The sequence below is a fragment of the Halorutilus salinus genome (assembly GCF_026242195.1).
Classification (GTDB): Archaea; Halobacteriota; Halobacteria; order Halobacteriales; family Halorutilaceae; genus Halorutilus; species Halorutilus salinus.
This window is the reverse complement of record NZ_RKLV01000015.1, coordinates 1-21,693: the sequence shown is the minus strand read 5'-3', so window position 1 is coordinate 21,693 and position 21,693 is coordinate 1. Positions and strand designations below refer to the sequence as shown.

Sequence of the window (21,693 nt, the reverse complement as noted above, 5' to 3'; positions counted from 1 at the left end):
AAGGGGTAGTTCGAAACGTCAGTCTTCGAGCGCCGTCGGGAGCGAGACCTGATAACGACCGTCTTCCTGTAGCGCGATTATCTTCTCGTCCTCCTCGTACAGGTTCATCAGGTTGAGTTCGTAGCTTCCGGGTTCGACTATACGTATCGTCTCGAACTGATCCATGAGTTCGTCGCGGGCTTCGTCGGCGTGTGCGCGCCGGAACTCGCCGTCCGTATCAGGAGACGGTGGTACGTCGTGTATCTCGTCGTCGGTTTCGCCGTCGGTTTCAGCTTCCAGGGGGTCGTCGGCGGGATCTTCGCCATCTTCGTCGTTCAGACTTCCACCGAAGGCACGTTCGTACCCGTCCTCCGCCTCGACTATGCCGCGGTCGTCGCCCGAACCCGTCTGCGTCTCCGCGGCGGTTTGGGGTTCTTCGTTCCGCGCCGAGTGTTCGTCGGTAGCCGTGTCGTCGGAGGTTTCTACACCGTCGGCGGTAACATCGCTTCCGTCATCGGAGGTTTCTACATCGTCGGCGTGCGCGCCTACACCGTCACCGGGTGGTTCCGGTCGGTCTTCCGACGCACCTACCTGCTTGACGTAGAAGAACTTGGTTCCTCCGCACGACGGACATCCGTCGAAGACCTCGTCGGAGCCATCATCGAAGACATCGCCGCAGTCTACGCATTCGTGAGGCACGCGCGGTTCACCTCGCCGAGACGACGGCGCTTATGAGTTCGCTGTCCTTGTGAAGCGTCTCTATCTGGTTCGCGGGTCCTATGACGGTCATCTTTGAGTCGTCGTCGCCGAACAGCCTGTCGAGTATACCGGGGTTCGCCGACTCCTTGGGGTACGACTCGATCTCGATACCCGAGAATCCGTCGGGTGATATCTCGGTCATGGTGACCTCTATGAGCTTCGACTCCTCTTCGGGCGAAAGACCGGATTCGAGTATGACGACCTTGCCGTCCCTCACACCGTCGAGTATGAGACGTATCTTCTCCATACTCGTCATACCGTCCATCCTTCCGGAGCTTATCATGTCTATCTGGACGCCGCCACCGTTTCCGTCCGCACCGTCGGACTCTATCTGTTCCGGCATCGTTATCACCCGAACTCCTCTGCGATCTTCTCGTAGAGTTCGTCGACGTTATCGCCCTCCTGACCGCTGATAGGCACGGTTTCGTGCTGAGGGAACGCCTGCTTGATACGTCCCGGAGAGGCGTCGCCGAGGTCGACCTTGTTGGCTATTATCAGGACGGGTAGGTCGCGCGACTCAATGATTCCGGTCAGCATCGTGTTGACCTGTGTGAAAGGGTCGAGAGACGAGTCGAGGACGTAGATAACGCCGTCGATATCCTCCTTTAGCCAGTGCATCGCCTCTGCGACACCCTCGGTAGCCTCACGCGAACGTTCGACGGCGTCGTCCTCCTCCATACCGAAGTCGACGAACTCCTGGTAGTCTACCTTGGTGGTCACACCCGGCGTGTCGACGATATCGAGCGTGACCGAGTTGCCGTCGCGCTCTATGGTAACGTCCTCCTTACGGTGCGCCCTTCTTGTTTCGTGCGGTATCTGCGACTCGGCACCCATCGCTTCGCCCGTCCAGTCGCGCGCAATCCGGTTTGCGAGCGTCGTCTTGCCCGCGTTTGGCGGACCGTAGATACCGATACGCGCGGTACCTTCGTCTGCGAATATCCCGTTTACAGTCTGGGATATGCTGTCTTTTATTTCAGTTAGTATACCCATGTTATCCCTGCCGTGGCTGTCCGGCGTCGTACGGTAGTTGAAATCCAAAACGAAGAGTTATAAATCTGCGTCAGACGCCGGTCATACGCAACTTAGGAAATGGAAGGGGATGAGAGGAACGGACGAAGATACGGAGGAGCGGGAGATAATGTGTCAGAAACCGGGGAACACCCCCACCCCTTCGTTTCGAGTGGAGAAGGAAATGACGGGGTAGGGAGGGGGGTAGTGGATGTGATCAGTTTATTTCATATTGATAAATGTCAGCAACCTTACATTTAGCGTGAGGTTGTGCTTACACTGGATACAGTGTGTAACCTTGGGTATAAAGCTTTTTGTTTTCGTACACAACTTGTTCCGTCTACGGTCAGACGAAAGTAGTTTCTCTCCTGATCTTCATCGTCTTAACCTCTGCTTCCCAACCCTCAACCTCTGCTTCCTAACTTCTATTATCTATCATTATCTATCACTATTTATCACCATTTATCGCCATCTAATCTCTCCACATCTGATCTCTCTCCATCTCACTCGGTTATCTATTTCTCCCCCTCTACTTCAACGCCAAGTTTAGTTCTCCTCATCCATCTAGTCTCTACCCACTATAATCCAGTCTCTACCCACTATAATTTAGTCTTTACTCACCACCCTCTCCTACCACCCTCCCCTACCCCGCCCGCCCTACTCACGGTCTCCACCCGAAACAAAGGGGTGGGGGTGTTAGGGTGTTCAGAAGGAAATCCACCCCGGTTTAGAGTAGCTAAGGACGAGGTATATCTGTTCTACCCCTCATCTAACCTGATTTACCGCGCTATGTCTGGCGTTTTCCTCTCCGTTTGGATATCTGCGCCCCTAAATCCGGGCGTCGTTTCAGGTTCATCAGAAGATATTTAACCCACCGGTTACCTTTGTTTCGAGTGGATGACGGATGGGGCGTACTCGGACCGATCCGGGTTCAAGTCTCACAACGCGTTCGGGGTTCAAACTCGGTTCCCTTCGCGCTCTCGAAGGATGGTGCGTGTGATGGCTCCGGTGGCTCCGAAAGGAACTGAGCCGGGGAGACTAAGTAGGGGAGACTGAATAAACCGGATCCGGAAACGGAGGCTGAGAAAGCGTGGTGAACCCCGAAACCGGTACGTAGAAATCGGCATGTAGAAATCGGCTTCGTACGAAATAAAATCGGCTTCGTACGAAACACCGTCTCCATCCGACTGAATGCGGTATCTGAACGAACGCGGTATACGTGAAAATAGGGTGAAAGATATGAATAAGGGTGGTGAGGCGTAAGATGGGGGACGAGAACGGCACCGAGGCTAACATCAACACCGGTACTGATACCGGTACTGATGCTGATACGGGGGTTAACACCGACGTAGCTACTGACACCGATACTGATCCCGGTACCGACCCCGCTTCGGAAGAATCAGCTCCGGAGGACGAAGCTCCGGATGAACCGGGTTCGGAAGATGCGGCTATGGCTAACGGAGCATCGGAAGACGGAGCTATGGAAAACGGAGTATCGGAGAACGATCTTTCGGCTGACGAAGGTTCGGAAGACGGCGTTTTAGCCAACGAAAGCTCGGAGGACGGTGTTTCGGATGAATCCGCTTCGAAATACGAAGTTTCCGATGAAGACAGTTCGGAAGATCCGGATAGCTCTAACACCGTTACACGAACCCGATCGTCTAACCCCGGTACGGGTGACGAAGATGGGGACGGGGATGACGAAGACGGAGACGGAGACGCCGACTACGTCGACGTGACCCGGAACCTCTCGGAAGAGTCCGACCTCTCACAAGACCCCGTATCCTCCCCGTTTTCGGACTCGGATACGGATGACGAAGGGCGTCTTTTCGAGGAGTTCCTTGAGGTCGATCCTATCTTCTCCGACAAGGAGGTTCTCAGACCGTCGTACACACCTAACAAGCTACCCCACCGCGACTCTCAGGTAAACACGATGGCGCGTTCGCTCGTACCCGCTCTACGTGGCGAAACACCGTCAAACATACTCATCTACGGTAAGACGGGGACGGGAAAGACGGCGAGCGCAAAGTACGTCGCGAACGAGCTACAGGAGACGAGCGAGGACACCGAGATACCGTGTAAGGTCGAGTACATCAACTGCGAGCAGGTCGATACACAGTACCGTGTCCTCGCGCGGCTGGCGCAGGAGTTCGGGCGCGACGACGTTCCCATGACGGGATGGCCCACGGATCGCGTGTACGACGCTTTCTTCGAGGCTGTCGACTCGCGCGAACGTGTCGTCGTCGTGATGTTAGACGAGATCGACAAGCTCGTTGAGAAGTCGGGTGACGACACGCTGTACAATCTTTCGCGTATGAACTCCGACCTCGACAACGCGCGTGTCTCCATCATCGGTATATCCAACGACGTACAGTTCACCGAACTCCTCGACCCGCGCGTAAGGTCTTCTCTCGGCGAGGAGGACATCGTCTTCCCGCCTTACAACGCCAACCAGCTACGCGACATACTCGAACAGCGCTCCGAGATAGCGTTCGAGGACGACGTGCTGTCGAACGACGTTATACCCCTCTGCGCCGCCTTCGCCGCTAAGGAACACGGCGACGCGAGGCGCGCGCTCGATCTCCTCCGCGCCGCGGGCGAGGTCGCCGAACGGTCGAAGACGGATCGCGTCACCGAGGAACACGTACGTGAGGCGCAGGATCGTATCGAGCTAAACCGTATCGTCGAGGTCGTCCGTACGCTCCCCGCCCAGTCGAAGGTCGTTCTGTACAGCATAATCGTGCTCGCACAGGAGGCTGGTGCCAAGATGAACACGGGCGAGGTCTACAACACGTACACACGCGTCTGTTCGGAGATAAGCATGGACTCGCTCACACAGCGCCGTGTCACCGACCTCATAAGCGAACTCGACATGCTCGGCGTCGTTAACTCCGTCGTCGTCTCCAAGGGGCGTTACGGACGTACGCGCGAGATCTCGCTCAGCGTCCCCGTCGACGAGACAAAACGCGTCATACTCGAAGACTCACGCCTCGCCGCCCTCGACGACGCCAACTTCGCCGACGCCGTACAGTCGCGTCTCGACGATACCGATGGATGACCTCCGGTTCTAACTTACCCTACACCTACGACGGATATATACCGTCCGGATTCAACGACGATCCCTCTCCGGGATGCACCGACGACGGGAACAGCAGACGTAGGTTACCTATGAGTGGCACGCGGTACTGCGCCTTACCCTGAACCCAGTCGGCTTTTACAACGCTACTCAGACCCTGATTCTGATCGTACTCCTCGTTCGCGTCCCCCTTCGTTACGAAGCCGTCGTGGGGCGCTACCTTTGTCTCCCCGTCGGTCGTCTGCCAACGCTCACCCTCCTCGACGTAGAACATCGCACGGTGTATTATCGCCGTCCTCTCCTCGCTACCGTCGGGTCGGTATACGATAGCGTCGCCGTAGTCGCCGAACTTCTCGTACCCCGCCTCTTCGCCCTGTTCGTGGGTCACTATACCTTGGTGGCTCTCGACGCCGTCAGGCACGAAGTTCCCCGGACTCACGATGAAGACGATGTCGCCCGCGCTCATACCCGGCTCCATGCTTCCGCTCTCGATCGCGACCATGGGAGGCCAGATACCCGAGACACCGTAAAGTACCAGCGCTATACCCCCTACGATAGCTACAGAGATTACGATGTCCTCTATGAGCTTTATGATAGGGTCGTTCCTGAACTCCCGCACCATCTCGCGCGCGCTCTTCTCCTCGTCCACACGCTCTAATCCTTCGTCGTCGCCCATTAGTACCCCATACTACTACGAACGTCCCCTTTACCTTTCCGGCTGTCCCCCCGTCCGTCCCACAAGATACATTACCGCTGGGACGGAACCTCGTTACATGCCCCTCTCCTCCGAACGCGAGGTCGTACGCAGACTCGCAGAGGAGGGTCTCAACGCCTCGCCCGACGCTGTCGCACGTATCGCGGGGAGGGCTGACGCCGATACTCTCGTCCGTGCCCTCGTGCGCTACGCCGACGGTGCCGTCGTCACGCGTAACGACGTTTCCGAAGTAGTCGATGCGCTCGAAGGAAACGACGAGGAAGGCGGGGACGACCCCGACGACACGCACGACACGCACACCCCTTCCTCCGACGACCTTCCCGCCTCGGATCCGCCCGACCGACCCGCGGATAGCCCCGCGTCGGACGACGACGTACCTTCTTCGCCGAACGCGGGTGACGCGCGCACCGACGGCGCTGTGTCGCCCGCGGACGTTCCGGCGGACGCCTCTTCGTCTTCCGACGGGACTTCTTCCTCGAACGTCTCTTCGTCTTCGGACGGAACCTCGGAGAAACCGCCGTCGTCCGACGGAAACGCGCCGAATCCCCCTTCGTCCAACGGAACCGAGCCAAGCTCAACGTCGCCGGACGGAACCGCGCCGAACCCCACCTCGTCGAACGGTAACGCCCCGGATCAAACGTCGCCAAACGGAACCGTGCCCCCGACATCGGACACGTCATCGACGACAACACACCGCGAACCGTCACCCGTCGATGTCTCCAACGACATAACCGGCGAGTCGACGTGCACGGGCGAGTACGCCGAGTTCGTCGGCTACTTCCGCGACAGGTTCGACCGTCTCTCTAAGCTCCTACGGTCACGTATACAGCCGCGTACGGTCGACGCGGTCGAGAGCGGCGGTAAGGACGTCGCCCTCGTCGGCATGGTCAACGACGTACGGACGACCTCGTCCGACCGCGACAACCGTCTCGTCGAGATAGAGGATCCGACGGGCGAGATACGTCTTCTTCTCTCCGACGAACTCGTCGATGTCGCCGAAAGACTCGTCGTCGATGAGGTGATAGGCGTCGAGGGACGCCTCTCCGACGACGCCGGCATGGTCTTCGTCAACGACGTACATTTCCCTGAGGTTCCCTCACGCCGCGAACCGTCGACGGCGTCGCGCGACGTAAAGGCGGTACTGATCTCCGACATACACGTAGGCTCCGAAACCTTCGTACGCGACCGGTGGGAGCTTTTCGCCGACTGGCTCGGACGACAGGACGACGTCGAGTACCTGCTCGTCGGCGGCGACATGGTCGAGGGTGTCGGAGTCTACCCCGGACAGGACGAAGAACTCACGACGGTCGACATATACGAGCAGTACGCCGACTGCGCCGGGATGTTCGACGCACTCCCCGACGACATACAGATAGTTACCATCACGGGAAACCACGACTCCGTACGTCTCGCCGAACCCCAACCCGCGCTCGACGAACGTTTCCGTGAACCGTTCGCCGACAACGTCTCTTTCCACGGAAACCCGTCTGTCGTCTCTGTTGAGGGCGTCGACGTTCTGATGTACCACGGTATGTCCCTAAACCCGTTCGCCGAGTCGGTTCCCGAAGTCGAGATCGAGTCGCCCGAAACCGCGATGGTCGAGATGCTCCGTAAGAGACATCTCGCACCCATGTACGGCGACGTCCGTCTCGCGCCCGAAAAGGAGGACTACCTCGTCATCGACGAACCCCCCGACGTTCTCCATACGGGACATACCCACACGGTCGGCGCGGAGGAGTACAGGAACGTCCTGACGGTCAACACGGGTGCGTGGCAGGCACAGACCCCGTACCAGAAGTCGATGAACATACAGCCCGATGTGGGCTACGCCGCCGTGCTCGACCTGTCGACACTTGAACTCAAGATGAAGGAGTTCGTGCCCTAAGAAACGTCGGGGGCTTCGTCCTCCTCCGTCTTCCCTTCCATCTCCACCTCGACTTCGAGTTCGGGTTCGTTGCCGTCGTACTCGACCTCTACCTCTACCCTCTCGCCGAACCCGAAAGGTATCTTCCAGTCGTCGCCCTCGACCGTAACCTCGTCGCCCTCCTTCATCCCCTCGCCGAGTGAGACGAGGAACTCGCCCGCCTCCTCGGCTGAAACCGTAAACTCCTCCTCGAACATACCGCCCGTCATGTCTCTCTTCTCGTCCTCGGTCTCGTTACCGCTCATGTATCCGATAACGACCTCGTAACCTAAACAGTTTCCGCTGAGGTTTTACGTCTTCGCTCCGTTTTTAGCGTATGGGCTTTGGAAGCTACGACGAATCCGAACAGGAGAACCAGCAGGCTGAGAGCGACGTAGATGAGGACGACGCCGTCAGCGTACAGGATGCAAAACACGACGGAGAGGTTAGCTACGACACAGAGGCTTCTTCGGACGAACTCATCGATCAGCTTCAGGATATAAAGGAAGACGAATGACGCTGTCCGAGGGAGACGAACCGCCGCGCGTCGAAGCGCCGAATCAGGACGCCGAAAGAACACCGCTCGACTACGACGCCCCCACGGTCGTCTACTTCTACCCGCGCGACGAAACACCCGGATGCACGACCGAGGCGCGGAGCTTTGAGAAGGAGGCGGAAGAGTACGAGACAGCGGGTGTCCGTGTCTACGGAGTCTCAACCGACACCGTCGACTCACACTGCGACTTCGCCGAGGAACATGGTCTTTCGTTCGACCTTCTCGCCGACACCGACGGAGAAGTAGCCGACGCCTTCGGTGTCTCTGTCGAGAACGGCTACGCCGACCGCACGACCTTCGTCGTCGTCGACGGCGTCGTACACAGTGTCTACGAGAACGTCTCACCCGAAGGACACGGACGTGACGTTCTCATCGATCTCGTAGACGACGGCGTCGTCTCCCTTAGTTAAACGGCTTTTCTACACCGAACTCCTCGCCACAGTCGTCGCATTCGGCTATCTCGGCGTCGGTCTCGAAACCCGTTGTTCCCCCACAGACGGGGCAGTCTATACTCACCTTCTCCCTGTAGCTACCCGCACCCGTCAGAACGTCGTCGGCGTTGAGTCTTATCTTATGCATGTATTAGGTTTATAGCTGGACAAAGAAAAGAGTAACGCCGACTCAGGTTGAGTATTTGAACAACAGACAGTATATTCCTACACGTACACTTTTCCGGCGCGCATCCGTCAGACTCCTCCGCCGGTTCGTAAACCTAATCCGCGTCCGTCCCTCTCGGATAGATATGGATACACAGGAGTACGTCAGGTACGCCAAGTACGGTACCGTCGTCTTCTTCGGTATGTTCGTCGTCGGTGCAGTCGGGGAGATAGCCGGACACGCCGTCCTTTCGGAGCTACCCGCACCCTTCGGAACACTGTTCGTCTACCTCCTCGGCTTCGGTCTCGCTGGCTTCTTCGTCTCCGCGATGGCTGGCGGTGTCATACCGCTCGCGCTCGAATAGACGCCGGAACCCGCTCGACCGAACGGTTTGTCGCCGTCCCTCCGATCCCCTTCTCAACCTCGTCCTATCGCACCGACCGAACGCCTTTGCCCGCGCGCCCTTTCTCTTACGTATGCCCTCAACAGTCGTCCACGTAGGCTTCGGTCTACTCGTCGCCGCAGGGGTTCTGGGAGCGGGCTTCGACAGACGCGCTGTCGCGGTCGTCGCCTCCTTCACCGTCCTACCCGACATCGATACGTTCCTCGGTCTCGTTGCAGGCGGGGCGCACCGCGCGTACCTCCACAACCTCGTCCTGCCGCTCGCCGTCACCGCCGCCCTCGTCTGGGACGCGCGCCGCCGCGGCTATCTCGGTGCGCGGTACGGCGACGACGTATACCGACTCGCGTTCGTCGGTGTCGTCGTCGGATGGCTCGTCGCGGGCGTCCTCGTCGACGGCTTCTACAACGGCGTCAACCTACTCTTTCCGCTCCACGACGAGTTCATCGACCTTTCGGGACATCTCTACCTCTCTGACCAACGCGGCGTCGTGCAGACCTTCGTCTCTTTCGACGGCTGGAACGTCGCCGCCGAGGACACCGTAGGAACCACCGCCGATACACATTACTACACGGGGATCGACCCCGGACCCGACGCCCCCGAAGATGTCGAACGTATCTTCCCCGTCTTCGACACTGGAACACTCGGCGTCGTGGCTGTCACAGGCTACGCCGTCACCGCTTACCGCCTCCGCTGAGCTTGAGAATCAGACACCGCCCTGTGTCACGAAGGCGACTATACCCACACCCAGACCGAAGAGGAACGACAGACCGAGCCCTATCAGAAGGAGACGCGTGTCGTAGTTCTCGATAGGGTCTTCCTCGTACTCGACGACAAGACGCCTCTCTGCGTCGTAACCCTCGCCGACATCCGTATCCGTCTCCGTGCCGGTCAGGTCGTCGTCGACCTCATCGACCTCGCTCATACGTCTACGTCGAACCGAATGTGTAAAGGCTTTTTCTGTGTCCGCGCTCCACAGAACGCCGGTCGCGCGTGACGACGGGGTCGCCTACCTGTTCCTGTCGATCCATTCACAGAACTCGTCGAAGACCACCGGCTTGTTCGGCTATGTTCCGAAGGGTGCCGGTGTTGACGCGGTTGTGCTGGGGAACGCTCACCACGCGCACGTCGTCCTCGTTCGTAGGATGCTCGTACCGAAGCTTGACGTGGCTACCCTCTCGATCGACAACATGGAACCTGTTGCGCGTGAGTGCCTTCACCACGTCACGACCGGAGAAGTCACGCGTGACCATCTACCGCATGAACTCCGGCAGTTCGTCGTTCTCCTCACGCGACTTCTTGACCTCGTCAGGGTCGATACCGAGGTCTTCGAGAACCTCTTTCTCCTCTTCCCACGTTTCTATGGGGTCGCCTATCTCACCCTTGTGGAGTGCGACCGCCTCGTCAAGGTTTTCGAGTGCCTCGACGCGCGTCTCACCCTGCGACGCTACGCCTTCCTCTTCGTCCTTGGCTACCCACCAATCACCCTCTTGCGTGAGTTTTATTTCACGGTCGACCTCGTACTCGGTGCTCATGCTTTCACTTCCTCGAATCCGTAGGATCCGTGTCAGTACGCGAAGCTTCGCTTCGCCGTACCATCCAGACGAGTGAGTTACCCACCATCTTGCTCCTGACACGCTTCTCCTCTTTGAGCTTCCGAAGGCGGTAGTCGGCGGACTGTCGTGCCATATCCAACTCGTCGGCTACTTCCTTAGTCGCCGCTGGTTCGTGTTTACGGACGGCGTCAACGACTTCTTTGTCCGACTGTCGCGGCTCTACCCTACCTTGTTCGTCGCGTTCGTGGCTGTCCAAGTGACTCATTACGCTACGGTACGCACCGCCACCACATCAACCTTATGCTGTCTGTAAGATGGTGTCGGTAGGCTTTCGAGCCTTCAGAACCTGCACAAGCCACCAAAGGACTAAATCCAGAGGGTGCTTGAACAGAATATTGATTATTGCCCAGGGTGTGCCAAAGAGGTAACCGGGACCGAAACTTACTGTCCTGAGTGCGGTGAAGAGGTATCTAATCTGGGTTCGGAATCCGAAACTTCTTCGGGGAACTCGTCGCAAGACGACGAAGAGGAAGTTTGGAACGAGCACTGGAGTAACAGCATGAGGTGGGGGCGACGCTTGTTTTACTGTTGATTATCGTTGGCGGAGCAATGCTACTCGGCGGCGACGGAACCACCACCGATGACCCCCTCACACAGATGTCAGTAGCCTTTGAGGGAGATTATTCGAGGTCAGAGGTAAAAGACATCGTGGATGCCTCACTCGGAACATTTGATATACCCGTTAATGACGCTAATAGGCGCGACGTAGGCGATTTGGCTCTCAAACTTGCGGAAGACACCGATAAAAACGAGATGGAAATAATCGCCTGCGTCAGTGCGACGGGACCGGGCGAAGGTGAAGAGTATGAAGACATGACGAAATGGGAGAATTACGAAGTAGTCGCCGCTGGGTGTGGTATAAGTAACTAATCCACACCTCCAAAGAAACCCCCAGACACGACGCCTACGGCTATTTATTTGAAACGCAAGAGACACCTGAAACTCCCTTACGTTTACGAGGGAGGGATCTGAACTACGGTCACTCCGCTTCACGCTCACTTCGCTCATTCCTCGCTCGTTCACTGCCTCGCTTCACTACGTTCAGCCAGACGCTCCGTTCACTATTTCAAATCCACTCCCTTCTCGTTTTTGTCACTTCGCTCGAAAAACTGCGAGGGGAGGGATTTGAACCCACGAACCCCTTCGGGAGCGGGTCTTGAGTCCGCCGCCGTTTCCAGGCTTGGCTACCCTCGCTCGTCTGTGACTCACCCCCGAAATTCCTTAACGGTTTTCTTTCGTCACGTATTTGCACCGCGCGGTCGTACATCGGCCGATGGAAAGCTTCGACGAACGGATCGCGGAGGTGAACGACGAGATACGCGCGCTCGCCTCAACGGTCGAACCCGACTCGCTCGCCGAATCCGTCGTCCATGTCTCGACGAGCGGGGGGAAACGTGTCCGTCCCGTGCTCACGACGCTCGCGTGTGAGGCGGTTACCGGCGACTCACCCACACCCGATCAGCGTGACGCCGCGCTCCGTTTCGCCGTCGGCGTCGAGTTCGTCCACACCTCGGCGCTCGTCGCCGATGACATTATAGACCGCTCCGACGTACGCCGTGGCGTTCCGACCGTCCACGAGGGCTTCGGGCACGACCCCGCGGTTCTGACGAGCAACGTCCTTCTCGGTAAGGCTCTCGAAACCATCGACGACCGCGAAGCAGTCGCCGTCATGGTCGACGCCGTCAAGAACCTCGGTGAGGGCGAGGCGATGGAACTCGCGGGCGATGTCCGCGTCCCCGACGACTACGTCGAACTCGCGCGCAAGAAGACGGGTTCGCTCTTCGTCGCCGCGTGCGAGGTCGGTGGTATCGCGGGCGACGGTTCCGACGACGAACTCTGTGCGCTCCGTGACTACGGACGCCATCTCGGTGTCGCGTTCCAGATACGTGACGACGTACTCGACTACACGGCGAGCGAGGAGGCTCTCGGAAAGCCCGTAGGGAAGGACGCCGTTCTCGAACGTCCGTCGCTCGTCGCGCTCCATTCGCGCGAAAACGATGCCCGTCTCTCCGACTCCGTCGAGTTTGCACGCGACCGCGCCGACGAGCACGTGAACCGCGCATCCGAGGCGCTCGATCGACTTGACCCCACCGATGCCTCCGACGAGATGCGGTCGCTCACGGGCTTCGCCGTCGACCGCTCCAACTGAGAAGGGAAGGTATATACGAAGACCGACGTATCTCGTCATAACTTGAACAAAGCCGTACCCGTCGTCGTCCTACTCGCACTCCTCGCACACCCCGTCTCAGCCGATGGCGGGTCTGTATCCGTCGAGACCGTCTCCGTCACCGACACTCAAAACGAGACGACCGTCACCGTACGGTACGACACGCCTGTGACGACCAAGATCAACACCTACCTCTTCGGAAGCGAGGAGCTTCAGGACGATCTCGTCGACTCGGTCGGTATCGACGGTGAGCACGTTGAGTTCGAAAGCCTCGACACGGGGTCGGCTGAGATACTCTACGACGGCGAGGCGGAACTCAACCTCTCGGTACCTTCGTAACTACTCTACCTCTGCAACCTCGTCGCTGTCCCTGACAGAGCCTCCACCGATACCGCCGAAGACCGCTGTGCTCGCCATACCTATACCGACGGAGATCACGACGCCGACGGCGAGGTACACCTCGTCGAACCTTCCGAGCATGAATCCGCTTACGGCGTGAAGCGCGAGACCCATGCTCATGACGTAGAAAGGTCCGTTGAGGTAGGTGCGGGGAAAGTCGTCGCGCTGTATGTACTCGTCCACTATACGTCCGACGCTCGAAACCATACCCCCCGTGGTGAACCAAGCTACGGCACCCTGTACGAACGCCATACCGACGGGTACAGCACCCTCTATAACCGCCTCGCTCTGCGCCGTAAACTCCTGTACCTCACGTAGACCGCTCGCCGCGCCTATGACGACCAGACCCGCGGCGACGAGGTAGGTTATGAGGCTGACCTTACCGCTGTAGATACCGTCGCGCGCGGCGTCGGTGAGGCGCTCTATATCCTCGTCCATCCCTAATCCCTTCATCAGGAAGTAGCTACCCAGAAGACCCGCCGTGATACCGAGGGCGGCGTTTGGCAGGTCGAACAGGTTCATAACCACGTTTATCGGGAATATGAGGAGGACGATACCGATAGGTATCAGAACCGTACCCCGCGTGTCGGGGTCGTCGAGAAGACGTTTCAGGACGTGGTACGCGTTTTCGAGGTTCTCCGACTGCTTTACTACCGTACGGCTAACGCCGTCGATACGTAGACGCGACTCGACGATAGGTATGATACCTTCGTCCTCCGCGCCGTCGGTGACCACGATAGCCGAGGACGCGTCCATGTCTTCGAGAACCTCGTCTACCTGCGCCGCGACCGCGCGGTCGCCGTTACGGTGCGTATCCCGGCTACCCGTGACGAGCGCGATCTCGGCTTCCTCGTCGGTCTCGTCGTACAGACGTATCGCCTGAAACAGCGCGTTTAGGTCGCTGTCCTCAGGATCCGCGACACCGAAACGGCGTGCGGCGTCCTCGACGGCGTCGCGTCCGACGACGGGCGTCCCTATGCCCGCCTTCCTGCCGACGTCGTCGTCCCTGTCGACACAGATGATCAACAGCACGCTAATCAAGAATCCTTCCCCGCGGCATAAAAGCCTGTCTACGACAGACGCCTACATCGCGTCGGGAAGGAAGCCCACGAGAAGACCGTCGCACTGGAGATGGCTCAGGAAGCCGACGAAGAAGGAGACCCCGGCGACGCAACCCGCGAGGACGCCGACGAGGGTTGACGACGACGGAACGACGACCGAACCCACGACACCCCCGCCGTATCCGACGGCGACACCGACGCCGACAGCGACCACGACGCCCGTTCCGAACGTATGCGTCACTCCGCGGTGAGGCGGCTTGAGCAAGCCGACACCCATGTAAGCCGATACGCCCGCGACGATACCGCCCACCGCGGATACGCCGACGCCGACGACGCCTTCAGGGACGACAGAAGCCGTCGTCACGCCGTCGAGGACAGCGATGCCAGCCTCTGTGGCGACGCCCGACGCGAAGAGGAAATAGACGGCGACGCCCCCGGCGATAACCGACACCCATCTCCTAAAGAAACGGTGGGGCTTCGCTGAATGGTGGTCTATATCGGGGAACCCCGCGCCCGCGACCGCAAACGGGAAGCCTCCGACACCGCCCGCGACACCGACGGCGACGTGTCGCAGATCCGCGCGCCCCGTGTAGACGAGGTATCCGAGCGCCGCGCCCGCGACAACGACGGCGAGCAGGTACGCCCCGACGCCGTACCGCATATGCTCCTCGAACGAACCCACGTCAGTACTCGAACTCTATATCCTCGCCTTCCTTGACTGTCGAAAGGACGACGTTGGTGTTGGTCTCGCGCACCATCGGGCTGTTGAGGAGATCCTTGATCGTGTCGTTCATCTCCTCCGTGTCCTTGAACTTGCCCGTTGCGATGATGTCGAAGTCACCCGTGACCTCGTAGACGTTGAGGAACGAGTCCTCGTCCGCGAGATCCTCAACAAGCTCACGCAGGCTGTCGCCCTCCGCCTTGATCATGAGGACGCACGTCACCGTATAGCCGAGGTCAGGGTAGCTTATGACGGGCTTGAACCCATCGATGATACCCTCGTCCTCCATATCCTTCAGGTGGTTGCTTACGGTCGTGACCGATACGTCGAGTTCCTCGGCGATGCTCCTCAGGCTCGCGCGCCCGTCTTCGAGCAGGAGGTTGATTATCTTTAGGTCGAGGTTGTCATACGTCATGTATTCTTACTTATTTTCGGGTAATTACTTAAATCATGGGGTTTTAGCTCACGACTGTTTTTTGTAATACTCGATCATAGGTGGGGTTGTTGAACCAAAGGCTTTATTATATAATACATCTTCCGAAGTATGTGTGGAAGAAGCCAACAAAGGCTAAACAAGCTTTGTTGGAGCGGAGATAAACAAAAACATGACAACAGAAGAGCAAGTGTTAAAACAGATCGAGGAGAGAGAGATAAGCTTCCTGCGTCTGCAGTTCACCGACATACTCGGTGTGGTGAAGAACGTCTCGATACCCGCGGATCAGGCGGAGAAGGCTTTCGACGAAGGTATCTACTTCGACGGGTCGTCGATAAACGGCTTCGTGCGCATACAGGAGTCCGACATGCGTCTCAAGCCCGACCCGTCGACGTTCGCCGTACTTCCGTGGAGGAACAAGGACGACGGCGGAGCGGCGCGTCTTATCTGCGACGTAATCAACACGTCGACGGGCGAACCGTTCGAGGGTGACCCGCGGTACGTCCTCAAGAAGGCGCTCGAACGCGCCGAGGAGCATGGCTATACGGTCAACATGGCTCCGGAGCCGGAGTTCTTCCTGTTCAAGACAGACGACGATGGGTATGCGACGACCGAGTTCGCAGACCACGGCGGCTACTTCGACCTCGCACCCAAGGATCTACAGAGCGATGTACGGCGTGAGATAATCTACACGCTCGAAGAGATGGGCTTCGACATCGAAGCCAGCCACCACGAGGTCGCACAGGGGCAGTACGAAATAAACTTCGAGTACGCCGACGCCCTGAAGACCGCCGACAACGTCGCCACCTTCCGGTTCGTCGTCCGCGCAGTCGCCGCACAGCACGACCTCCATGCGACGTTCATGCCTAAGCCCGTGCCGCGTATCAACGGGTCGGGTATGCATACACATATGTCGCTGTTCGAGGACGGCGAAAACGCCTTCCACGGTGAGGGCGACTTCGACCTGAGCGAGACGGCGCTTTCGTACCTCGCAGGTATACTCGAACACGCGCCCGCTATCACGGCGGTTACGAACCCGACCGTCAACTCCTACAAACGTCTCGTACCCGGGTACGAGGCTCCCGTCTACGTCGCGTGGTCAGACCGCAACCGGTCGGCTCTGATACGTAAGCCCGCGGCGCGCGAACCCGTTGCGACCCGTATCGAGGCGCGTTTCCCCGACCCGTCGTGCAACCCGTACCTCGGCTTCGCCTCGCTCATAAACGCGGGTCTCGACGGTATTGAGCGCGACCTCGATGCTCCGGATCCGATACGCGAGAACATCTACGACTTCGATGAGGAGAAGATAGACGAACACGGCATCGAGACGCTCCCCAAGAACCTCGGAGACGCCGTCGACGCTCTCGAAGACGACGAGGTCGTCCTCGGCGGTCTCGGCGACCACGTCGGGGAGAAGTTCGTAGAAGCCAAAAACGAGGAGTTCACCGAGTACCTCGTCAACGTCTCCGACTGGGAGATAGACAGGTACCTCGAAACGTACTAAATCCCGGATCTTTCCGCGCTCCCCACGGCCCGGTAGCCACCGGAGAGGTGTTTCGAGAAACCTTTGTGTTACGGTGTACCGGAGCAGTGTACTCGTCGATATATACCGTAAATTATTAATATCTGAGAACAGTAAACCCTGGTTGTCATGTCAGTTGACGATACATCACAATCTCCATCGGAGCGAAAGTCCACAATCAAGCAACGTCATGAACAAGCCGCAAACGAGGTACTCCCGGACCACCGTAGCCTGTACATCGGCGGCAACTGGGCAGAGAGCGCATCCGGCGAAACCTTCGAGACCGTCGACCCGACCACCGGCGAGACGCTCGCGTCCGTTGAGGCTGGGAACGCCGAGGATATCGACCGCGCCGTCGACGCGGCGTGGACGGCATACGAGGAGACCTACAGCGACTTCTCGACAGCCGACATACAGGCGATGCTCGAATCGATGGCTGACGCCGTCGAGGACAAGAAAGAGGAGTTCGCCCGGCTTGAGTCGCTGGACAACGGGAAACCCATAACCGAAGCCCGCATCGATATCGGACTGGTCGTCGACCATCTCCGGTACTTCGCGGGCATCGCCCGCGCTCACGAGGGTCAGACTATCAACACCGACGACAGCCGTCACGTCCAGACGATACAGGAACCCTACGGTGTCGTCGGTCAGATTATCCCGTGGAACTTCCCGCTTCTGATGTCCGCGTGGAAACTCGGACCCGCGCTCTCAGCCGGGAACTGTGTCGTCCTCAAGCCCGCCGAGGAGACGCCGCTGTCGATCCTGAAGCTACTGGAGGAGGCTGGCGACGCTATCCCCGACGGCGTCGTCAACGTCGTCACCGGCTTCGGTCCCGATGCCGGCGAACCGCTCTCGAACCACAGCGACATCCGGAAGCTGGCGTTCACCGGCTCGACTGAGGTCGGTAGCGAAGTGATGAAAAGTGCGGCTGACAGTATCACCGACATCACGCTTGAACTAGGTGGTAAGAGCCCGCTCGTCGTCTTCCCCGACGCCGACATGGAGCAGGCTGTTCAGACAACGATTACTGCCATCTTCTTCAACACCGGCGAGTGTTGCTGTGCCGGGTCCCGCCTGTTCGTCCACGAGGACATCAAGGAAGAGTTCCTTGACGAACTCGCCGCCGCGGCTGACGATCTGACCGTCGACGACCCGTTGCTGGACTCGACGGATCTGGGACCGAAGGTCACCGCCGAGCAGGTCGAACGCACGATGTCCTATATCGAAGAAGCCGAGTCTGAGGGCGCGGCATTCGTCACCGGCGGTAGCCAGCCCGACGACGAGGCTCTCTCCGACGGCTGTTTCGTCGCGCCGACGCTCATCGACGACATCGACCACGACAGCAAAGCCGTTCAGGAGGAGATCTTCGGTCCCGTCCAGGAGGTCTTCGAGTGGTCCGACTACGACGAGATGATAGAACTGGCAAACGACGTCGACTACGGGCTTGCCGCCGGCGTCATCACCGAAGACCTGACGGCAGCGCATCAGTGCGCCAAGGATATCGAGGCTGGCAACATCTGGGTAAACACCTACAACGACTTCCCGGCTGGTCAGCCCTTCGGTGGTTACAAGCAGTCGGGCATCGGTCGTGAGACCGCTCAGGAAGCCATCGATCACTACACCCAGACGAAGACGGTCAACATCAGTCTGGACTGACGTGAACCTGCCGTTCCCCGAAGCGGGCGAGTCGCTCCGCGCACAGCAGGTTTCGGTCGCGCCCGACAGGACGATGTACGCCGTCCCCTCGGGGATGCACAACCGACTGCGCCGCGCGGTCGCTCCCGAACGAACCGACCGCGACCCGAAGGTAGCGCTCGCTCTCGCGGGGTGGGTCAGCCTCCAGACCAGCGGGATGACCGACCGTGTCAACGTTGATGCGCCGGACGCGTTCGCCGACCCGACACCGATTCGCAGGTTCGCGCGCGCCCACGACGCGGGATCGGTGGCGGTAGCCCAACACCCCAGCGGCGAGGTACTCCGGTCGACCGAGCCGGTTACCTTCGCCTTCGAACGCGCCCCGACCGAGTAGCCTGGGAGTAGTGCCGCTGGTCACACCGGGGTCTTCGCTCTTCGACTGTTGATCAACCGCTAGTTGACATCACGGCAGTAAATACGATGTGTAGTGGATCGTATCTTTGCTTACATGCATTACCGTTCACAGGTTGGCAAGGCGGATGCCACGGGGTCGTACGGAAATCGAAGATTTCCGTGATGACGAGAGACGAAGTCTCTCGAACCAGTTGACCCCGAGGCAGTTTACGTTCCCAACGTAGATATCAATGCGGTCCCACTTCCGGACGAGGTTGACCCGGAAACGGCTGCCGGAATCGGCTGTCGGTTCATGACATCTTACCATGGCATGGCACATCGAGGCGATGTCGGCAACGGCGAGGATGTCGTCGTGCACGGACTAGGTGGAATCGGACTATCGGCTGTCCAGATCGCCGATGCGCTCGGTGCGAACGTCATTGGTGTGGATCTCTTCGATGAAAAACTCGAGAGAGCTGAGGAACTCGGCGCTATCACGACGGTCAACGCTTCCGAAGTTGACGACCCAGCAAAAGAGGTCCGCGACATCACAGACGGCGGTGCAGACTGTTCGGTCGACGCGCTCGGAGTCGAGACAACCTGCCGGAACGCAGTCGACTCTCTCGGAAAAGGTGGACGTCACGTGCAGATCGGCCTGACGACATCTGAAGAGGAAGGCGAGATCCCGCTCCCGACCGACGAGTTCGTCGCCAAGGAGATCGACTTCCGCGGCTCGCTCGGACTTCAGCCTTCGCGTTACTCCGAAATGCTCGACATGATCAAGACTGACAAGATTGATCCTCAGGAGCTCGTCTCCGAGACGGTCGGCATCGATGAAGTCCCAGAAACTCTCGCTTCGATGAGTGACTACGACACTATGGGCTTCCCGGTCTGTAACGAGTTCTAATCCGGCGGTCCGTGAACAGATCGAAGCCAAACCGAAGTTAATCTCAGAATCCGAAGATTACGGGGGCGATGACCCGGAAGGCGGAAAGCTTACGAGGGTATGAAGACGCGGGTCGCCGTCAAGGGCGCTCGTCGACCGCCTGCGGAAGTTGACGCTTCCGCGTACCGACGAGGTTGACGGTCCGAAGAGTTACCGACGCACGAAGGAGCGCGCCGACGAACTCGACGAGAAGATAGAAAGCACAGACGCCCTGATAGACGAAACCGTCTACGACCTGTACGGGCTGACGGACGAGGAAACTGAGATTGTCGAAGAAGCCCTCGGCGACTAACCGCGGGCGAGGAGTGTAGCGACGAGTGAGCGGGTAGTTTTTGCTCCGGATTTTTGCGAGTCGGGTGGCGTAGCCATCCGACGAAGTAAAAAGGTGGGTGCGTAAGCCTTACATGTAGTACGCGAGTATCACGAACATGGCAAAGACTGAAACCGAGATGGTCAAAATAAACCTGCGCCTCCCAAAGTCGCTCCTTGACGAGGTGGACGAACTCTACGAGGAGCGCGGCTACCCCAACCGATCCGAGGCACTTCGCGACGCTATACGGACGTGGACGGACCCACCAGTGCGCCTCTCCGAGGAGTTTGAGGAACTACTCCGCGAGGGAAGCGAGCAGAAGGAGCGCGGCGAGTACACGACGCTCGGCGAACTCGAATGAGCGAGATACGCCTGACACCGAGCGGACAACGCACGCTCGAACCGTTCGACAACAAAACGCAGGAGAGGGTTAAAGATGCCCTCCGCAAAGCTGTCGAAGACCCCGAACGCGAACTCGAAATTCTGAGCGACTATGCCTACCACAAGCTCCGAGTCGGCGACTACCGTGCCTTGATAGACTGGGAGAAGGAAGGCGACGACGACATTCTCTGGGTGTTTGCTGTGGGTCACCGTCGCAACGTCTACGACAGGCATCTTCCTCCGTAATCCTCCAAGACCGACTTGACTTCCGACTACGCAGGCACGGACTTCATATCGAGACTCCAACAGCAGTGCGGGTATCAGAACTCCTCAATCTCACCATTGCTGACCCCTCCGACAAGTCCTTAATTCCCGAAGTGACCTCATAGGACATCTTTTGATCAGACTCCCCATAATATGACGATATATTACACCGGATATGGCGAGCTATCAAACAGAACTTTGGCGTGTTCCGTGGAAACATCTACTCTTCGGCTCTCTTCTTCCTTATCGTTTTCTCGGTCTTTCTTTCTTTGCTATATCTCCTCGGGGGTGGTGTTGGTCTCCTCAACCAGCCACTCCTCAAACGAACGCTTACCCTGTTCAGCGGGTTTCTCCGAGGTCATTCTCGTACCCTCTTACCAGTTTTTCGTACCTCCGAACGGCGGATAAATAGCTGACGCAGAACTCGACGGTACCACCCAGACGCGAATACGTAGGATGGTGTCCGAAAAATCTCTCGTCCCTCTCACTCTCTGTTTTCGAAAGTCGGATCCATATGCAGACCTTCTTCGACGACATCGTACCCGTCCAACGCGTCGGGGTTGTGGTCGAAACGCGCCACCTCACGCCAGTCCTCGTTGTCGGCGTAGTACGGCTCAAGATTATGAGCTGAACCACGACGTTCTATGTCTCCCTCTTCAGTAACTCCGATACGGACGTGTATCCGTGTCTGAGGGTCAAGGACTATCGGGCATCTTCTCTCTGCTCACTACGCAGTCCGGGATAGCTGAGACACTAAGCCGTCAAAGAAATTTTGTTGGCTCTGGTGAATCACTAGGTAGCGATGGATTGTATCGTTAGAGCAAGGAGAATGAAGCGGGAAACATCGAGTTG

The 21,693-nt window shown here is 58.5% G+C and carries 27 protein-coding genes, 1 tRNA gene and 2 pseudogenes; 16 read left to right on the top strand and 14 right to left on the bottom strand.

What is annotated here, in order from left to right:
* Positions 1–18: 18 nt before the first annotated feature.
* Genes EGH25_RS11575 through EGH25_RS11565 form a run of 3 tightly spaced genes read right to left on the bottom strand, consistent with a single transcriptional unit; the run spans position 19 to position 1,728 of the window.
* The gene (locus EGH25_RS11575) at positions 19–678 is read right to left on the bottom strand and encodes an OapC/ArvC family zinc-ribbon domain-containing protein (protein WP_266088746.1); all 660 of its coding nucleotides are present in this window, start codon (positions 676–678) and stop codon (positions 19–21) included.
* Positions 679–685: 7 nt separating this feature from the next.
* Complete coding sequence (locus tag EGH25_RS11570; protein WP_266088744.1) at positions 686–1,081, bottom strand: DUF2073 domain-containing protein; 396 nt, start codon at positions 1,079–1,081, stop codon at positions 686–688.
* 5 nt (positions 1,082–1,086) lie between these two features.
* Positions 1,087–1,728: an Era-like GTP-binding protein gene (locus EGH25_RS11565; RefSeq protein ID WP_266088742.1), complete on the bottom strand. Its 642-nt coding sequence runs from the start codon at positions 1,726–1,728 to the stop codon at positions 1,087–1,089.
* A 1,282-nt stretch (positions 1,729–3,010) separates the two neighbouring features.
* On the opposite strand from EGH25_RS11565, the gene EGH25_RS11560 reads away from it, so the two are divergent.
* On the top strand, positions 3,011–4,804 hold the full coding sequence (locus EGH25_RS11560) for an ORC1-type DNA replication protein (protein WP_276591994.1): 1,794 nt from the start codon (positions 3,011–3,013) through the stop codon (positions 4,802–4,804).
* Between the two features lie 25 nt (positions 4,805–4,829).
* On the opposite strand, the gene EGH25_RS11555 is transcribed toward EGH25_RS11560, so the two are convergent.
* A complete protein-coding gene (locus EGH25_RS11555) occupies positions 4,830–5,498 on the bottom strand; it encodes a S26 family signal peptidase (RefSeq protein WP_266088740.1) in 669 nt (222 codons plus the stop codon).
* 97 nt (positions 5,499–5,595) lie between these two features.
* Here EGH25_RS11555 and EGH25_RS11550 point away from each other — a divergent pair, with 97 nt between their 5' ends.
* Entirely contained in the window at positions 5,596–7,422 is a 1,827-nt protein-coding gene (locus tag EGH25_RS11550; protein ID WP_266088738.1) for a DNA-directed DNA polymerase II small subunit, read from the top strand.
* Here the strand turns inward: EGH25_RS11550 and EGH25_RS11545 are convergent.
* Complete coding sequence (locus EGH25_RS11545) at positions 7,419–7,706, bottom strand: amphi-Trp domain-containing protein (protein ID WP_266088736.1); 288 nt, start codon at positions 7,704–7,706, stop codon at positions 7,419–7,421. The two genes, EGH25_RS11550 and EGH25_RS11545, sit on opposite strands and share 4 nt — an antisense overlap.
* A 71-nt stretch (positions 7,707–7,777) precedes the next feature.
* Between EGH25_RS11545 and EGH25_RS11540 the strand changes: the two genes are divergently transcribed.
* Positions 7,778–7,957, top strand: coding sequence for a DUF5786 family protein (locus EGH25_RS11540; RefSeq protein ID WP_266088734.1), 180 nt, complete (start codon positions 7,778–7,780; stop codon positions 7,955–7,957).
* Positions 7,954–8,406, top strand: coding sequence for a peroxiredoxin (locus EGH25_RS11535; RefSeq protein ID WP_266088732.1), 453 nt, complete (start codon positions 7,954–7,956; stop codon positions 8,404–8,406). The genes EGH25_RS11540 and EGH25_RS11535 overlap by 4 nt, the downstream gene beginning before the upstream one ends.
* On the opposite strand, the gene EGH25_RS11530 is transcribed toward EGH25_RS11535, so the two are convergent.
* Complete coding sequence (locus tag EGH25_RS11530) at positions 8,399–8,575, bottom strand: hypothetical protein (RefSeq protein WP_266088730.1); 177 nt, start codon at positions 8,573–8,575, stop codon at positions 8,399–8,401. The genes EGH25_RS11535 and EGH25_RS11530 overlap by 8 nt on opposite strands.
* 163 nt (positions 8,576–8,738) lie before the next feature.
* Between EGH25_RS11530 and EGH25_RS11525 the strand changes: the two genes are divergently transcribed.
* Both EGH25_RS11525 and EGH25_RS11520 read left to right on the top strand, forming a co-directional pair.
* Positions 8,739–8,957, top strand: coding sequence for a DUF7860 family protein (locus EGH25_RS11525; protein WP_266088728.1), 219 nt, complete (start codon positions 8,739–8,741; stop codon positions 8,955–8,957).
* A 112-nt stretch (positions 8,958–9,069) separates the two neighbouring features.
* Entirely contained in the window at positions 9,070–9,690 is a 621-nt protein-coding gene (locus tag EGH25_RS11520; protein WP_266088726.1) for a metal-dependent hydrolase, read from the top strand.
* A 9-nt stretch (positions 9,691–9,699) separates the two neighbouring features.
* Here EGH25_RS11520 and EGH25_RS11515 read toward each other — a convergent pair whose 3' ends face one another.
* The 4 genes from EGH25_RS11515 to EGH25_RS11500 all read right to left on the bottom strand — a co-directional run bounded on the left by EGH25_RS11515 (position 9,700) and on the right by EGH25_RS11500 (position 10,814).
* Complete coding sequence (locus tag EGH25_RS11515; protein WP_266088724.1) at positions 9,700–9,918, bottom strand: hypothetical protein; 219 nt, start codon at positions 9,916–9,918, stop codon at positions 9,700–9,702.
* Between the two features lie 106 nt (positions 9,919–10,024).
* Positions 10,025–10,246 carry a type II toxin-antitoxin system HicA family toxin gene (locus EGH25_RS11510; protein ID WP_266088722.1) on the bottom strand — a complete coding sequence of 74 codons (222 nt, stop codon included), beginning with the start codon at positions 10,244–10,246 and terminating at the stop codon, positions 10,025–10,027.
* Entirely contained in the window at positions 10,247–10,528 is a 282-nt protein-coding gene (locus tag EGH25_RS11505) for a type II toxin-antitoxin system HicB family antitoxin (RefSeq protein ID WP_266088720.1), read from the bottom strand.
* Between the two features lie 4 nt (positions 10,529–10,532).
* Positions 10,533–10,814, bottom strand: a complete 282-nt coding sequence (locus EGH25_RS11500) for a helix-turn-helix domain-containing protein (protein ID WP_266088718.1) — start codon at positions 10,812–10,814, stop codon at positions 10,533–10,535.
* Between the two features lie 344 nt (positions 10,815–11,158).
* On the opposite strand from EGH25_RS11500, the gene EGH25_RS11495 reads away from it, so the two are divergent.
* Complete coding sequence (locus EGH25_RS11495; protein WP_266088716.1) at positions 11,159–11,479, top strand: hypothetical protein; 321 nt, start codon at positions 11,159–11,161, stop codon at positions 11,477–11,479.
* A gap of 240 nt (positions 11,480–11,719) precedes the next feature.
* Here the strand turns inward: EGH25_RS11495 and EGH25_RS11490 are convergent.
* A tRNA-Leu gene (locus tag EGH25_RS11490) sits at positions 11,720–11,803 on the bottom strand.
* Positions 11,804–11,882: 79 nt separating this feature from the next.
* On the opposite strand from EGH25_RS11490, the gene EGH25_RS11485 reads away from it, so the two are divergent.
* Positions 11,883–12,758 (top strand): polyprenyl synthetase family protein, encoded by an 876-nt coding sequence (locus EGH25_RS11485; protein ID WP_266088714.1) that lies wholly within the window; start codon positions 11,883–11,885, stop codon positions 12,756–12,758.
* 42 nt (positions 12,759–12,800) lie between these two features.
* Entirely contained in the window at positions 12,801–13,115 is a 315-nt protein-coding gene (locus tag EGH25_RS11480) for a hypothetical protein (RefSeq protein ID WP_266088712.1), read from the top strand.
* Here EGH25_RS11480 and EGH25_RS11475 read toward each other — a convergent pair whose 3' ends face one another.
* From EGH25_RS11475 to lrp, 3 genes are read right to left on the bottom strand one after another with little or no spacing between them, the layout of a single operon-like run.
* Positions 13,116–14,207 (bottom strand): DUF373 family protein, encoded by a 1,092-nt coding sequence (locus EGH25_RS11475; protein ID WP_266088710.1) that lies wholly within the window; start codon positions 14,205–14,207, stop codon positions 13,116–13,118.
* Positions 14,208–14,258: 51 nt separating this feature from the next.
* Positions 14,259–14,918: a metal-dependent hydrolase gene (locus EGH25_RS11470; RefSeq protein ID WP_266088708.1), complete on the bottom strand. Its 660-nt coding sequence runs from the start codon at positions 14,916–14,918 to the stop codon at positions 14,259–14,261.
* Position 14,919: 1 nt separating this feature from the next.
* The gene (gene lrp, locus EGH25_RS11465; RefSeq protein WP_266088706.1) at positions 14,920–15,372 is read right to left on the bottom strand and encodes an HTH-type transcriptional regulator Lrp; all 453 of its coding nucleotides are present in this window, start codon (positions 15,370–15,372) and stop codon (positions 14,920–14,922) included.
* A 190-nt stretch (positions 15,373–15,562) separates the two neighbouring features.
* On the opposite strand from lrp, the gene glnA reads away from it, so the two are divergent.
* The 7 genes and pseudogenes from glnA (at position 15,563) to EGH25_RS11430 (ending at position 20,823) form a co-directional block, all read left to right on the top strand.
* A complete protein-coding gene (gene glnA / locus EGH25_RS11460) occupies positions 15,563–16,894 on the top strand; it encodes a type I glutamate--ammonia ligase (RefSeq protein WP_266088704.1) in 1,332 nt (443 codons plus the stop codon).
* 147 nt (positions 16,895–17,041) lie between these two features.
* Complete coding sequence (locus EGH25_RS11455; protein WP_266088702.1) at positions 17,042–18,568, top strand: aldehyde dehydrogenase family protein; 1,527 nt, start codon at positions 17,042–17,044, stop codon at positions 18,566–18,568.
* Between the two features lies 1 nt (position 18,569).
* Positions 18,570–18,941 (top strand): hypothetical protein, encoded by a 372-nt coding sequence (locus EGH25_RS11450; RefSeq protein ID WP_266088700.1) that lies wholly within the window; start codon positions 18,570–18,572, stop codon positions 18,939–18,941.
* Positions 18,942–19,160: 219 nt separating this feature from the next.
* A pseudogene (locus EGH25_RS11445) lies at positions 19,161–19,847 on the top strand (zinc-binding dehydrogenase); the annotation flags it as partial.
* 118 nt (positions 19,848–19,965) lie between these two features.
* Positions 19,966–20,178: pseudogene (locus tag EGH25_RS11440) on the top strand (restriction endonuclease); the annotation flags it as partial.
* A 136-nt stretch (positions 20,179–20,314) separates the two neighbouring features.
* Positions 20,315–20,557 (top strand): ribbon-helix-helix domain-containing protein, encoded by a 243-nt coding sequence (locus EGH25_RS11435; protein WP_266088694.1) that lies wholly within the window; start codon positions 20,315–20,317, stop codon positions 20,555–20,557.
* Complete coding sequence (locus EGH25_RS11430; protein WP_266088692.1) at positions 20,554–20,823, top strand: type II toxin-antitoxin system RelE family toxin; 270 nt, start codon at positions 20,554–20,556, stop codon at positions 20,821–20,823. Before EGH25_RS11435 ends, EGH25_RS11430 begins: the two co-directional genes overlap by 4 nt.
* Positions 20,824–21,693 lie beyond the last annotated feature (870 nt).